This window comes from Microbacterium sp. bgisy207 (assembly GCF_057706855.1).
Map to the genome: position 1 here is coordinate 1 of NZ_JBYIPB010000009.1, position 13962 is coordinate 13962.

Sequence of the window (13962 nt, forward strand, 5' to 3'; positions counted from 1 at the left end):
CGGCGAGTGCAGCAGTCGACAAGGCTGAGACGTATGCGCTTGCTGCGGCCGCTGTGGCGATACCCGATCATCTCGGTCACCGTCGTGGTGCTCGCCGCGGTCGTGGTCCTCCACGCCGTCGGAGCGGATGCGGTGGGACGGTGGACGGCGACGGCCTACGTCGGAGCGTTCGTCGTGTGGACGCTGGTTCGGATGGTGCGTGATGTGCTTCGCGGGCATGTCGGGCTCGACATCCTCGCGGTGGTGGCGATGGTCGCAACCCTCGCCGTGGGCGAGTACATCGCGTCGCTCATCATCGTTTTGATGCTCTCCGGCGGTGAAGCGTTGGAGGACTTCGCCGCCCGGCGGGCCAGGCGCGACCTCACCGCGCTGCTGGACCGATCGCCGCGCACCGCGCATGTTCTCACTCACGAGCATGCGTCGGACTCGGACGAGGTGCAGGATGTCGCGGTCGAGCACGTAGGGATCGATGATGTGCTGCTGGTGCGGCCGGGCGAGATCGTGCCGGTCGACGGCATCCTGCTCACCGAGAGCGGCACGTTCGACGAATCGTCGCTCACTGGGGAGAGTCTGCCGGTGACTCGTGAGGCGGGCAGCGACGTGCTCTCCGGCGCTATCAACGGGAACCGGGCGGTGCGGATCCGGGCGGTGCGGCGCAGCGCGGACAGTCAGTACCAGCAGATCGTCGCGCTCGTGCGTGCCGCGGAGGACTCGCGTGCGCCCGTCGTGCGGCTCGCGGATCGGTTTGCGATCCCCTTCACGGCCGTCTCGCTCGCCCTGGCCGGCATAGCGTGGGCGGTATCGGGCGATCCGACGCGCTTCGCTGAGGTGCTGGTGCTAGCGACGCCGTGCCCGCTGCTGATCGCTGCACCGGTCGCGTTCCTCGGCGGGCTCTCGCGGGCCGCGAAGGCCGGCGTGATCATGAAGGGCGGAGGTGTCGTAGAACAGCTCGCCCGAGTGCAGTCCGCGGCCTTCGACAAGACCGGAACGCTGACGCAGGGCCAGCCGACCCTCGTTGACGTTCGCCCTGTCGGCGGCTTCGAGGCGGGCGAACTGCTGCAGCTCGCCGCGTCTGCTGAACAGTACTCGTCGCATGTGCTCGCAGACAGCATCCGCCGGGCCGCGGTCGAGCGCGGCATCGACCTTCTCGCGGCCGAGGAGGCCAGTGAGGTCGCCACGAATGGTGTGACCGCGGTGATCGGGGGGCGAACGGTCGTCGTGGGGAAGCCCTCCTACGTCGCGTCAGTGGCGGCCGACACGGTGCGCGCAGACCTGACGACGGGCGAGGCCGCGGCCTACGTCGCCATCGACGGCCGGTTCGCCGGCGTCCTCGTGCTCGCCGACGATCCCCGCCCGGAGTCCGTCGCGGTGGTGTCGTGGCTGCGCGCGAACGGTGTCGAACGGATCGTCATGCTCACGGGAGACACTCGTGCGACAGCCGAATCGATCGCGCGGCAGACCGGGATCGACGAGGTGCATGCCGAGCTCCTTCCGCCAGAGAAGGTTCATCTCGCGGCCGACCTGCATCCACGACCCGTGATGATGGTCGGCGACGGGGTGAACGACGCCCCGGTGCTGGCCGCCTCCGACATCGGCGTTGCGATGGGCGCGAAAGGCGCGACCGCGGCCGGCGATGCCGCTGACGTGGTGATCCTTGTCGACTCGCTCAGCAAGGTGGTCGACGCCGTGTCGATCGGGCGGCACACGCTTCGCGTCGCGCTGACGGCGATATGGCTCGGCATCGGTCTCAGCGTGGTCCTCATGGTCATCGCCATGACGGGCGCCATCCCCGCCGTCGCCGGCGCTCTCACGCAGGAGCTCGTGGACCTCGCCACGATCCTCTACGCGCTCCGCGCGCTGGGCGGCCCGCCGAGCGGACTCCCCGCTGCCGCACCGCCGCCGTCACGCCGATCCGACACGGAGTCCGACTCGCACCGCGTGTGACGCTCTGAAACCCGAGCACCACGACTGGAATCTGCGGGCGAAGAGCCGAGGTGCAGGGTTGCCTCTCCTTCCTGGCGGCAGGAGAACTACCGAACTACCGTGAGGAGCCGTGACGACGCAATCCCCTCCATACCGGCATTCCGGCGAGCCTCACGCAACGGGGCTCGCGCAGCGACTCAACTGGCTGCGCGCAGGAGTGCTGGGAGCGAACGACGGGATCGTGTCCACGGCGGCGGTCGTCGTCGGTGTCGCCGGAGCGACAGCGGAGGTCACGCCAGTGTTGCTGGCGGGGGCCGCGGCCCTGGTCGGCGGGGCTATCTCAATGGCGCTCGGCGAGTACGTCTCGGTGTCCAGCCAGCGGGACAGCGAGCGGGCTCTCATCCAGAAGGAGCGGCGCGAGCTGGAGGAGGATCCCGAGGTCGAGCTCGAGGAGCTGGTCGGGCTCTACGAGGAGCAGGGCCTCACCCCCGGAACCGCCCGCCTGGTGGCGACGGAGCTGACCGAGCGCGACGCGCTCAAGGCCCACCTGGCGCTCGAGCTGAACATCGACCAGGAGGACGTCGTCAGCCCCTGGCACGCCGCCTTCGCCTCGCTGATCGCGTTCACGATCGGCGCCGTGCTGCCGCTGCTGACGATCCTGCTGCTGCCGCACCCGGCGCGCATCGTGTGGACCTTCGTTGCCGTGCTCCTCGCCCTGGCGGTCACCGGATACGTCGCGGCCTGGATCGGCGGCTCTCATCGGTGGCGGGCCGTGGTGCGCCTGGTGATCGGCGGTGCGCTCGCCCTGGGAGCGACCTTCCTGGTCGGCTCCCTGTTCGGCACGGTCGTCGGCTGAGGCGGCGCGGACTCACCCCTTGCTCACAGTACGGCCCAGCCGATGAGGCCCGCGGCGATGACGACCGCCCACGCCGGCGCCTTCCACGAGGTCAGGGCGACGAACCCGGCGGCGGCGATCCCGAGGGCCGCGACCGATGTGACCCCTTCGGTGAACACCGGCGTGTAGAGCGCTGCGGCGAGGATCCCCACCACGCCGGCGTTCACGCCCATGAGCGCCCGCTGCGCGAGTGGAGCGCGACGCAGCCGGTCCCAGAACGGCAGCACCCCGACCACGAGCAGTGTCGCGGGGAGGAAGATCGCGACCAGCGCGATCGCGGCGCCGAGCAGCCCGGACGGCGGGCTGGTAGTCGCGGCGCCGAGGTAGGCGGCGAAGGTGAACAAGGGACCGGGGACCGCCTGCGCGGCACCGTAGCCGGCGAGGAACACGTCGTGGTCGACGAGGCCGGTCTGCACGGTCCCGGCCTCCAGCAGCGGCAGCACGACGTGACCGCCGCCGAACACGAGTGCCCCAGCCCGGTAGAACACGTCGAATAAGCGTACCGCCCCGTTCTCAGTGGCGGACACGAGCAGGGGGAGGCCCGCGAGCAGGATCACGAAAAAGGCCAGGCTCCCGATCGCGGCCCAGCGAGGCACCCGCACGACGAATGGCTCCGACTCCGATGCCGTGGCGGCCTGCGGGCGCAGCCACACCAGCCCGACGACTCCCGCGGCGGCGATCACGGCGACCTGTGCGAACGCGCTCGGGACGAGCAGGACGACGATCATGCCCGCCACGGCGATCGTGGCCCGCTTCGCGTCCGGGGTGAGGGTTCTCGCCATGCCCAGCACGGCGTGGGCGACGACCGCGACCGCGGCGGCCTTCACCCCGTGAATCCATCCGGCGCCGGACAGGTCACCGAGCGCCGTGACCCCGTAGGCGAACGCGACCAGCAGGATCGCCGACGGCAGGGTGAACGCCGCCCACGCCGCCAGCAGCCCGCCGAACCCTGCGCGCTGCAGCCCGATCGCCATGCCGACCTGACTGGATGCGGGGCCGGGCAGGAACTGGCACAGCGCCACCAGGTCCGCGTAGGCGCGGTCGCCCAGCCACTTGCGCCGCTCCACGAACGCCTCGCGGAAGTACCCCAGGTGCGCGACCGGGCCGCCGAAGGAGGTCAGTCCCAGGCGCAGGAACACGAGGAACACCTCTCCGACCGTGCCGGGGTGGCGGCGCCCGCCGGTCGAGGGGGAAAGGCTCATCGCGCTCAGTCTGCCCCAGTCACTTGACGCTCACTAGACCAGCACCCTGGCATTCGCGGCCGACCACGCCTGCGCCGCGAGCTGCACGGCATCCCACGGAGAGCCGAGCGGCGGGGTGTAGGAGAGGTCGAGGTCATCGAACTGCCCGATGGTCAACCCGGCATAGAGGGCGGTGGCGAAGGTGTCGACCCGCTTGGCGACCTCGGTGCCGCGCCGCCCGACGAGCTGCGCGCCGAGCAGACGCCCGTCGCCGGTGTCCCCGGTGATGCGGAAGTGGATCGGGTGGGCACCGGGGTAGTACCGCTTGTGGTCGTCCGCGGCCGCGGTGATCGTTGCTGCCGCGTAGCCGGCGGCGATCGCCTCGTGGTCGCGCAGGCCGGTTCGGGCGGCGACGAGGTCGAAGACCTTGACGACCTGGGTGCCGACCGACCCCGCGAAGGCTCGGTCGCCGCCGAGAGCATTCTCTCCTGCGATGCGGCCCTGCTTGTGCGAGGTCGTCCCCAGCGGCAGATAGGTCGCGCCGAGGAGGCGGTGATGCGTGATGATGCCGTCGCCGGCGGCCCAGACGTGCGGGAGCCCGGTGCGCATGTGCTCATCGACCACGACGGCGCGGCCCGCGCCGAGGCTCGCTCCGGCCTGCTCGAGCAGCTCGGTGTTCGGCCGCACCCCGACGACCACGAGCACGAGGTCCGCGGTCTGTGCGAAGGGCTGCCCGTCGCGGGTGCCGGTGACGGTGAGCCCGACCGGGGTCTTCTCGATCCCGGTCACGGTCGAGCCGGTGACGACCTCGACGCCATGCGTCGTGAGTTCGTCGCGGACGAGGGCGCCGAGCTCGGGGTCGAGGGTGGAGAGCACTTCGGGTCCGCGCTGGAGCTGGGTGACCTGCATCCCGCGGGTGATGAAGGCTTCGGCCATCTCCAGGCCGACGTAGCCGGCGCCGACGATGATCGCAGACTGCGGCTGCCGGGTAGTGAGGTCGTGGTCGAGGGCGAAAGTGTCACCCATCGAATGAATGACATGCACCCCGTCCTCCGGGGTCAGCGCATCGAGGCCGGCGATGCCGGCGTGGGACGGGAGCGCGCCGGTGCCGACGATCAGCTCGTCGTAGGCCAGATCCTCGAAGATGCCGTCCGGGGTGCGGACAGTGAGCCGCTGCCCGGCGACGTCGATGCCCGTGGCGAAAGTGTTGAGCCGCAGCCGCATCCCGGTGGCCTCCAAGTCAGCGCTCGTGCGGTGCGCGAGCGACTGCCACGGGGCGACCTCGCCAGTGAAGTAGTAGGGGATGCCGCAGATGGAGAAGTTCGGGTACTCGTCCGCCACCACCACCGTCACGTCGGTGGTCGGGTCGAGTTCGCGGGCACGGAGCGCGGCGGAGATACCGGCGTCGGAGCCGCCGATGGCGATCAGATGGGTCATGGCTGGGCCTTTCGATTCGGGAACAGCAGGAACACAAGCCCGACGCCGACGACCGCGCCGACGACCTGGGCGGCGAGGAACCACAGCGCGGAGGTCGGGGCGATGCCGGCGAAGGTGTCGGTGAAGATCCGGCCGATGGTCACGGCGGGGTTGGCGAACGAGGTGGACGAGGTGAACCAGTACGCGGCGCCGATGTAGGCACCGACCGCCGGGGCGACCAGCGCCGCGCGGCCGGTGCGAGCCAGGGCGAAGATCGTGAGGATCAGCCCGGCGGTGGCGACGACCTCGCCGAGCACCTGCCCCGGTGCCGCCCGGTCGGTCACCGACAGCGCGGCCGGCACGGCGAACATGAGGTTCGCCAGCAGCGCCCCACCGATGCCGCCGACGATCTGAGCGCCAGCGTAGACGGCGATCTCGCCGCCGCCGTGCCGTGCGCCGAGGGCGCGGTCGGCGAGGGTGACGACCGGGTTCAGGTGCGCGCCGGAGACGGGCTGGAAGATCAGGATGAGGACGGTCAGGCCGAGCGCGGTGGCGATCGAGTTCTCCAGGAGCTGCAAGCCCACATCGCCGGGCGAGAGACGCGAGGCGGCGATGCCGGAACCGACCACGACCGTCACCAGCAGGCCGGCGCCCAGCAGCTCAGCGGCAGCACGCCGCCACAGCGGGACGGCCTCGGTCGTGGTGGTGTTCATCGCTGCCCATCTTGACGAATCCGGTTCGCTCAGTCAAACTTGAGGTAATGAACATTGAGGAAACTTGCCTTGCGGGTCGGGTCGCGCGGTATGCGGCGCTGGCCGATCCTGTGCGGCTGCGGATCGTGGACCTGCTCACCCTGGGCGATGTCGCCCCGGTCGAGCTGCAAGGCGAGCTGGGTGTCTCATCGAGCCTGCTCGCCCATCACCTGAACCAGCTCGAACAGGCAGGGCTGATCGTGCGGACGCGGTCGGAGGCCGACCGGCGCCGCACCTACCTCCACCTCGCGCCCGGCGCGCTCGACGGCCTCACCCCTTCCCCGATGCTCGGGGTGCGGCGGGTGGTGTTCGTCTGCACCGGCAACTCGGCCCGATCCCAGCTCGCCGCTGCGCTCTGGCACGGCAGCAGCGATATCCCGGTGGCCTCGGCCGGCACGCACCCGGCCGCGCAGATCGAGCCGGGCGCGATCGCCGCCGCGGACCGACACGGCCTCACCCTGCGAGCCCGCGCCCCGCGCGCGCTGGACGACGTGCTCGGCGCGGACGATTTCGTGGTGACCGTGTGCGACACCGCGCACGAAGAACTCGGCGACGCCGGCTGCGTGCACTGGTCGGTGCCGGACCCGGTGCGCGACGGGACGGACGCCGCCTTCGACGCGGCGTTCGAGGACATCGCCGCCCGCATCCAGAGCCTCGCGCCCCGGCTGACCACGACGAAGGGATGACGACGATGCCAGACGAGCACGAGCGCCACGCGACGATCACCATCGACCAGGAAGCGGGCCTCGCCACCAGCGCCGAGCGCCTGACGCGGGAGTTCGAGGGCACCTTCGGGCGGGAGACGATCGACCGTTTCCTGCACGCCTCCTACACCGACCTCGCCGCCCGTGCGACGGTGCCGACCTATCTGCCGCTGCTGACCGAGAAGTTCGCCCGGCAGCGGCTGCGCGCGCTCGCCAAGGTCGACGGGATGCACCTGACGGGCACGCCGACCGTGCTGTTCCTGTGCGTCCACAACGCCGGCCGCTCGCAGATGGCCCTCGGCTTCTTCCAGCACCACGCCGGCGACCGGGCGATCGGCTGGTCCGGCGGCTCCGAGCCCGGCGAGCAGATCAACCCGGTCGCCGTTCAGGTCATGGCCGAACGGGGCATCGACATCGCCGGCGAGTTCCCCAAGCCCTGGACCGACGAGATCGTGCGGGCGGCGGACGCGGTGATCACGATGGGCTGCGGCGACGCCTGCCCGATCTTCCCCGGCAAGCGGTACGAGGAATGGACGCTACCCGATCCCGCGGGCTGGACCCCGGACGGGATGCGGCCGGTGCGCGACGAGATCGAGCGCCGCGTGCTGAACCTGCTGGCCGAACTCGGCGTCCCCTCCCGCGCCTGACAGTCGACTTCCACAAGCACCGGACCCGCTCCCTGCCAGTCGCGGGGTCGGGGCGGAGGCCGCAATGCCCGAACCGGCTTGTGACATCCGGCGCGATCGCGCAGACTCGGGTATCGGGTTTGGCGGCGTCTCGGCAGGCTCGTTCTCATGTGCTACCGACCGCGTAGGTCCGTGAATCCTGAGGGAGTTGTCCACGCGGCCACCCGGCGACTCGCCCGTGTTTTACGGGCCAGAACGTGCTTTCGTGATCCGGCGGGGACAGGGGTGTCGAACAGTTCTACTCCCACGTCGTCGTCGTGAGTGGGGGAACGATAGGCGTCTTCTCAGCGTCCGATGCTCGGTGGTTCGTTACCGGGCGCGTCACGCGACGGAGCTGGACGATAGGGCGGGAGTGAGCGCCGAAGGGTCTGCCCGATCCGTCCGACGATCCCCGGCGGCTCGGGCACGGCGACCTTCAGTGCGATCCGGCGGTGGGTCTGCTGCTCTTCCAGCGCCCGCACGTCGGCACTGGGGTCGGAGGCGGCCAGCTCGATCATGCGGGCGGCGTCGTCTTGCAGCCGCCGGTAGGCCGACGCGGTCCTCGGACTGAGGTAGCCGCGCCGGGCGTGAGCGGCGCCGAATACGGCGCCGTAGTCCGCGAGCCAGGCAACGGCCTCGACCGGGGTGAGCTCTCGGGTCTGCTCGCTGCGCAGCACCTCGGCCGCGTGGGGCTCGTGCTCCCATGCGCCGGATTCGGTGCGGCGGTTGTCGTAGAGGCGGCGGTCGCGGGTGTAGACCTGGATGCGGGCGACGGCGGGCAGGGCCTCCAGCGCGGCCACGACCTCGGGTGAGCCGGCCAGCGCCGTCTCGTGCGCCTCGGGCGGGGTCCAGCGGCCGACCTCGCCGCGCCGGGCGCGCAGGAACCGTTCTTCCGCGGCCAGGCGCGACACCGGGGCGGGCATGGCGACGGCGACGACCTCGACCCGGTAACCGGCCTCCGCGAACCGGGCCGCGGTGTCGATGACCATCGCTGGATCGCGGAAGGTGCCTTCCAGCAGCACCGGGTAGCCGTGCTCGATCGCATGGTCCAGGGCGAGGCGGATGAGCCCGCTGGAGGTTGGCGCGGTCGCGGCCGGCATCGCCAGCGGGTCGTTCACCGCGAGATCCCGGTAGCCGGGGTGGTAGGCGCGCAGGTCATCCCCGGTGATGGACACCAGCTCGGGGTGCTCCGCGAGGATCGCCGCCTGCGCCCTCGTCTTGCCCGCGGCGGGCTGGCCGCCGAGCAGTACCAGGAGCCGGTCGCCGGTCGGGACCGGCGGGAAGATCGCCTGCCGCGCGGTGGCGTCGAACACCTGCCGCAGCCGCGCCTCGTCGGAGGCGACGGGTTCGGTCACGCGATCCGGCGGCTCGCCTGGCCGGTCAGGGCGTCGATCTCATCGAGCCATGCCTGCTGCTGGGCGATCAGCCCGAGCCGGTCGTCGGGGTCCAGCGCCGTGCGCTGCTGGTTCACCAGGCGCACCCGCGCGGCCCAATACTCGCGCTCGCGCTCGTCGGTCGTGGCGAGCTGCCGTTCGATCAGGACGGAGGCCAGGGTGGTCGCGCCCTGGGCGGTCATGTCGTAGAGGGCCACATCGCTCACGCGGGGCTCGTCGTCGTACCAGGCGCGCAGGGACTCGGCCGGGATCGCGCTCGGAATCGTCACGCTCATGGGATCACCTCTGCTTCGTCGTTGCTCATTCTACCTCCCCGGTCCGCTCCCGCCCCGGACCCGCTCCCTGCTGTTCGCGGGTCGGGACGGAGGGTGCAACATCCGAGCGCAGCGACGTGGTGTTGCGGCATCCGCCACGACCCCGCAAGCTGGTAGAGCGGGTCAGGCGCGGGAACGTGAGTTCGCTACTCGGCACACTCGGCAGGCGCGCAGAGGCACCAGGATTACCCGCCTCTGGAGGGGCGCAAACGTGGCAACATTTTGGCAACGAACGCTGACGACAGGACTTTCCGCGACGCACTCGACGCACGCGGAACCCCAGTAAACACAGGGCAGAACCGGGTCGGGCACGCAGTTCCGGGGGAGCCTATTCCCCTCTCACGGCGGTAACGCGGGTTCGAATCCCGCTGGGGTCACCAACAGCAGAAAGCCCGGCCTTGTGCCGGGCTTTCTGCTGTTGCCGGCGCTTGCTGTTGCGGGGGAATCTGTGGACGGGCGGGCTCACGCCGCCGGAGGCTCCGCGCGTCGTCGGGGGCCGCGCGTAGGCTGACGGCGTGCTCACCACGCTCGCGATCGACGGTTACCGTTCCCTTCGCAGCCTGGTCGTCCCCCTCTCCCCGCTCACGGTGGTGACGGGAGCCAACGGCAGCGGCAAGTCGAGTCTGTACCGGTCGCTGCGGCTGCTGGGCGCGGCGGCGCGCGACGGGGCGATCCGTGCGCTGGCCGCGGAGGGCGGGTTTCCCGGCACGCTCTGGGCGGGACCTGAGTCAGGTGCACCCGCCAGCGGACCCGTGCAGGGAACAGTACGGCGCCGGCCGGTCGCGCTTCGCCTGGGCTTCGGAACGGATGCCGACGGCTTCGGGTACGCGATGGATCTCGGCATGCCCATCCCGTCGCAGACCATGTTTGGCGCCGACCCGGAGATCAAGGCGGAGGCCCTCTGGAGCGGTCCGGTACTGCGCAGTGGCTCCCTGATCAGCGAACGGCGCGGCGCGATCGTTCGCACCCGCACCGGCGCCGGGTGGCTCACGATCCAGCGTGCGCTGGCACCGTGGGAGAGCATGCTGGCAGAGTTCGGCGATCCGGACGTGACCCCCGACCTCCTGGAACTGCGATCTGGTCTGCGCGATTGGCGGTTCTACGATTCGGTGCGCACCGATGCGGATGCCCCCGCTCGCCGTCCGGCGATCGGCACACGCACCCCGATTCTCGCGTCTGACGGCAGCGATCTCGCCTCCGCGCTGCAGACGATTCGCGAGCAGGGAGATCCCGCAGCGCTTGCGGCATCGATCGACCGCGCCCTGCCGGGGAGTCGGCTTCAGATCACCGACCATGGTGGCCGCTTCGAGCTCTCGCTGCGCCAACCGGGAATGCTGAGAGCGCTCAGCGCGGCGGAGCTGTCGGACGGCACGCTCCGCTACCTGGTGTGGGTGGCCGCCCTCATGAGCACGCGACCCGCCGCGCTCATGGCGGTCAACGAACCCGAGACCAGCCTGCATCCGAGCATCCTGGAGCCTCTCGCGGGCATGCTCGTGGACGCGGCGACCAGGTCCCAGATCATCGTCGTCTCCCATTCGGCACCGCTGGTGGCCGCCCTCGAGCGCTCGGGCGCGGCAGTACACGTTCTCGAGAAGGTCGACGGCGAGACCCGCGTCCAGGGTCAGGGTCCCCTCGACGCCCCGTCCTGGGCATGGCCGACCCGGTGATCTGCTCGCCTGCCGCAGGGCGGCGACATCCCGGCGGATCAGGAGTCTGCGCGCGGACCTCGGCGTGACCGGCGTACCAGGACGACGATGCCCCATACGACGCCGCCGATGACCGCGACCACCGCGATCCAGGGAAGCAGGAAGCCGAGGGCGACCACGACGCCGTTGAGCGTCGCCACGAGTCCGTTCCAGCCGGCGACGAGACCATCCCAGAAGCCCGCGGGGTTGGCGTCCACGGATTCGTGCCGCACCGTGAGCGACACGCTCAGCGACGACATCGCGACCTGGTCCTCGAGCGACTCCAGCTGTTGCTGGTACGACTCGAGGGTCGCCTGGCGTTCGGCGAGGGCGGACTCGGCGGCGAGGAGGTCAGAGACCGACCCCGCCTGTGCCATCAGTTCGAGCAGCCGGTCAACGGATGCCTGCGCCGCCTCCACCCGCGCCTGCAGATCGACGACCTGATCGGTGACATCGAAGCGGTCGATCGAAGATGCCGTCACCTCGCCGATCTGCTCCAGATCGGCCATGGCGGAGGCGAGCTCGTCGGCCGGAACCCGGACGGTGATCCACCCGTTCGTGACCGCGACGCTCGGGTCGGCGAGGTCGACGGGGACACCGGAATACCCGGATCCGATGCTCAGTGACTCGACGTAACCGCCGCGCCCATCGGCGACGGCCGCGATCTGTTCGGCAGCCGCCCGAACGTCGTCGACGACGACTGTCGCCGACGAGGACGCGATGATCGCCCGACCGGTTTCGTCGATCGCCGAGTCGGCGCCCTCCGCGCGCAGCTCGGACTGGCCCGAGACATCGGCACCATCGACCACCGTTCCGTCGGTGAGCATCACCTCTCCGCCTGGCATTGCGCCATCGGTCGACATGTCGGCGGACATGACGCCGCCGGTCGCTCCACTCTCGTTCGTGCCGTTGAGCCCAGCAAGCACCGCCGGCGAGATGATCGCCGCGACAGCGACCACCGCGGCGGCCGCCGCACCGGTCATCCAGAGGCGCCCGCGGCGTGCCGAACGGCGAACGGATGCCGCGCGCTCCCGCTCGATGGTCGTGAAGACCCGGTCCTCCATCGCTTGGACGCGATCATCGGTCAACGGCGGCAGGACGGGAGTCGTACCGGCATCCGGCTGGTCGTCGGCGCCGGACGGGGGGAGGGTCGGGGTGTTCATGTGCTCTCCTTGGCAACGGTCCGCAGACGCGTGCGGATGCGGGAGAGACGGTTACGGACCGATCCGTGCGGGATGCCGAGCTGTTCGGCTGCCGCACTGTACGCGTAGCCCTCGGCAGCGCATAGGCGAAGGATCTCGCGGTCGGTGTCCGAGAGGGTGGCGATCTCTGCGGCGATCAGGCGGAGGTACTCCTGGTCGATCACCTGCTGCTCGACGTCCACCATCGCCGGGATGGTTTCATCCACGACGGGCCCGGTGTGATCGCGGTCTTTCCGTTGCGCGCGCATCCGGTTCGCCGACTGGAATCGGCAGATCGTCGCCAGCCACGGCAGCAGCGACTCCGACGCCAGATCGAGCTCCGGAAGCTTGCGCCATGCGACGACGAAGGTCTCCTGAACGACATCCTCGGCATCCGAGGAATCGCCGAGGAGACGGTGGGCGATCCAGTACACCGGTCGGACGTAGGCCCGATAGAGCATGCGGAAGGCCTGCTCGCTGCCGCCGGCGGCGCGGGCGACGAGCTCGGCGTCACCCGTGGTCACTGCATCGGTCATCGCTACCCCTCGCACCGTCCATCGGCGCGCCTCATTGTCTCTCACTCGGTCAGTGTCGGCATCCGGCCATTCGTCTCACGTATCCTGGAGCGGCGAGAGGGAGTATCCCGTTCTTGCGCGTTCGTCATCACGGGCCGACTGCCCCGGGCGCGCACCGCGACACGCGGGGGAGAGACTTTCGGTGACCGCAATGCCCTCCTGCCGCGAAAGGCTCCCGTGGATCTCACCCTCCCGCTCTGGTTCGAGATCGGTTCGCTCGTCGCGCTGACGCTGATCCTTGTGGCCGACCTGCTCATCATCTTGAAGCGGCCCCACATCCCGTCCACGCGGGAATCGACCCTGTGGGTTGTCTTCTATGTGACCCTCGCGCTGATCTTCGCGGGCCTCATGTGGCTGATCGCCGGCGGCGAATATGCGGGTCAGTTCGTTGCCGGGTGGCTCACCGAGTACAGCCTGTCGATCGACAACTTGTTCGTCTTTGTGCTGATCATGAGTCAGTTCGCGGTACCGCGGCGGTATCAGCAGGAAGTGCTGATGGTCGGCATCATCATCGCCCTTGTGCTGCGCGGTCTGTTCATCCTCGCCGGCGCCGCGATCATCGAGAACTTCAGCTGGGTCTTCTATGTCTTCGGGGCGTTCCTGGTCTGGACCGCTTACCGGCAGGCGTTCCCGGGCGCAGGTCACGATGACGAGGTCAAGAAGGAGAACTTCGTGGTGCGGCTCATCCGCCGCACGGTCGACATCAGCGACCACTACGACGGCGCGAAGATTCGTACGACCGTCGACGGCAAGCGGATGTTCACGCCCATGATCATCGTGTTCGCCGCGATCGGCGTGACCGATCTGATCTTCGCGATCGACTCGATTCCCGCGATCTTCGGCATCACGCAGAGCGCGTTCATCGTGTTCACCGCGAACATCTTCGCTCTCATGGGTTTGCGTCAGCTCTACTTCCTGCTGGGCGACCTGCTCGATCGCCTGCGCTATCTGCACTACGGCATCGCCTTCATCCTGGCCTTCATCGGTGTGAAGCTCTTCCTGCACGCGATGCACGTCAACGAGCTGCCGTTCATCAACGGGGGAGAGCCGATCGAATGGGCTCCCGAGATCTCGACGTTCGTGTCGCTCGGCGTCATCGTGGTGTCGATGATCGTCGCGACCGTCGCGAGCCTGGCGGCATCTGCCCGGGAGCGTCGCGCGGGAGTGGCTCCCGCGCCGCACAACCCTGTGGATGCGGCATCCTCGGTCGCCGACGAGAAGGGCACGCCCTCGACCGTCGAGCGTTCCGACGGCACGCCCTGACGCCGGTGGTAGTC

At 69.9% G+C, this 13962-nt stretch carries 13 protein-coding genes; 6 read left to right on the forward strand and 7 right to left on the reverse strand.

What is annotated here, in order from left to right:
• Positions 1 to 33 precede the first annotated feature (33 nt).
• A complete protein-coding gene (locus AC3ENO_RS10085) occupies positions 34 to 1944 on the forward strand; it encodes a heavy metal translocating P-type ATPase (RefSeq protein WP_195691664.1) in 1911 nt (636 codons plus the stop codon).
• Between the two features lie 109 nt (positions 1945 to 2053).
• Complete coding sequence (locus AC3ENO_RS10090) at positions 2054 to 2779, forward strand: VIT1/CCC1 transporter family protein (RefSeq protein ID WP_195691663.1); 726 nt, start codon at positions 2054 to 2056, stop codon at positions 2777 to 2779.
• Between the two features lie 23 nt (positions 2780 to 2802).
• On the opposite strand, the gene chrA is transcribed toward AC3ENO_RS10090, so the two are convergent.
• The 3 genes from chrA to AC3ENO_RS10105 are packed head-to-tail and all read right to left on the reverse strand — an operon-like array spanning position 2803 to position 6128.
• Positions 2803 to 4020, reverse strand: coding sequence for a chromate efflux transporter (chrA, locus tag AC3ENO_RS10095; RefSeq protein WP_195691662.1), 1218 nt, complete (start codon positions 4018 to 4020; stop codon positions 2803 to 2805).
• Positions 4021 to 4053: 33 nt separating this feature from the next.
• Complete coding sequence (locus tag AC3ENO_RS10100) at positions 4054 to 5436, reverse strand: FAD-dependent oxidoreductase (protein WP_195691661.1); 1383 nt, start codon at positions 5434 to 5436, stop codon at positions 4054 to 4056.
• Entirely contained in the window at positions 5433 to 6128 is a 696-nt protein-coding gene (locus AC3ENO_RS10105; RefSeq protein ID WP_195691660.1) for an aquaporin, read from the reverse strand. Before AC3ENO_RS10105 ends, AC3ENO_RS10100 begins: the two co-directional genes overlap by 4 nt.
• A gap of 47 nt (positions 6129 to 6175) precedes the next feature.
• Between AC3ENO_RS10105 and AC3ENO_RS10110 the strand changes: the two genes are divergently transcribed.
• Both AC3ENO_RS10110 and AC3ENO_RS10115 read left to right on the forward strand, forming a co-directional pair.
• Positions 6176 to 6853 carry an arsenate reductase/protein-tyrosine-phosphatase family protein gene (locus tag AC3ENO_RS10110; protein WP_195694251.1) on the forward strand — a complete coding sequence of 226 codons (678 nt, stop codon included), beginning with the start codon at positions 6176 to 6178 and terminating at the stop codon, positions 6851 to 6853.
• Between the two features lie 5 nt (positions 6854 to 6858).
• Entirely contained in the window at positions 6859 to 7518 is a 660-nt protein-coding gene (locus AC3ENO_RS10115) for an arsenate reductase ArsC (protein WP_228178110.1), read from the forward strand.
• Between the two features lie 323 nt (positions 7519 to 7841).
• Here AC3ENO_RS10115 and AC3ENO_RS10120 read toward each other — a convergent pair whose 3' ends face one another.
• Positions 7842 to 8891 (reverse strand): zeta toxin family protein, encoded by a 1050-nt coding sequence (locus AC3ENO_RS10120; RefSeq protein ID WP_195691658.1) that lies wholly within the window; start codon positions 8889 to 8891, stop codon positions 7842 to 7844.
• On the reverse strand, positions 8888 to 9205 hold the full coding sequence (locus tag AC3ENO_RS10125; RefSeq protein WP_195691657.1) for a hypothetical protein: 318 nt from the start codon (positions 9203 to 9205) through the stop codon (positions 8888 to 8890). Before AC3ENO_RS10125 ends, AC3ENO_RS10120 begins: the two co-directional genes overlap by 4 nt.
• A 554-nt stretch (positions 9206 to 9759) precedes the next feature.
• On the opposite strand from AC3ENO_RS10125, the gene AC3ENO_RS10130 reads away from it, so the two are divergent.
• Positions 9760 to 10911, forward strand: a complete 1152-nt coding sequence (locus tag AC3ENO_RS10130; RefSeq protein WP_434970500.1) for an AAA family ATPase — start codon at positions 9760 to 9762, stop codon at positions 10909 to 10911.
• A 38-nt stretch (positions 10912 to 10949) separates the two neighbouring features.
• Here the strand turns inward: AC3ENO_RS10130 and AC3ENO_RS10135 are convergent, their stop codons facing one another.
• Together AC3ENO_RS10135 and AC3ENO_RS10140 are read right to left on the reverse strand one after the other, a co-directional pair.
• Positions 10950 to 12092 carry a DUF4349 domain-containing protein gene (locus AC3ENO_RS10135; RefSeq protein ID WP_434970501.1) on the reverse strand — a complete coding sequence of 381 codons (1143 nt, stop codon included), beginning with the start codon at positions 12090 to 12092 and terminating at the stop codon, positions 10950 to 10952.
• Positions 12089 to 12646, reverse strand: a complete 558-nt coding sequence (locus AC3ENO_RS10140; RefSeq protein WP_434970502.1) for an RNA polymerase sigma factor — start codon at positions 12644 to 12646, stop codon at positions 12089 to 12091. Before AC3ENO_RS10140 ends, AC3ENO_RS10135 begins: the two co-directional genes overlap by 4 nt.
• A gap of 216 nt (positions 12647 to 12862) precedes the next feature.
• Here AC3ENO_RS10140 and AC3ENO_RS10145 point away from each other — a divergent pair, with 216 nt between their 5' ends.
• Positions 12863 to 13948, forward strand: coding sequence for a TerC family protein (locus tag AC3ENO_RS10145; protein WP_434970503.1), 1086 nt, complete (start codon positions 12863 to 12865; stop codon positions 13946 to 13948).
• The last annotated feature ends 14 nt before the right edge of the window (positions 13949 to 13962 follow it).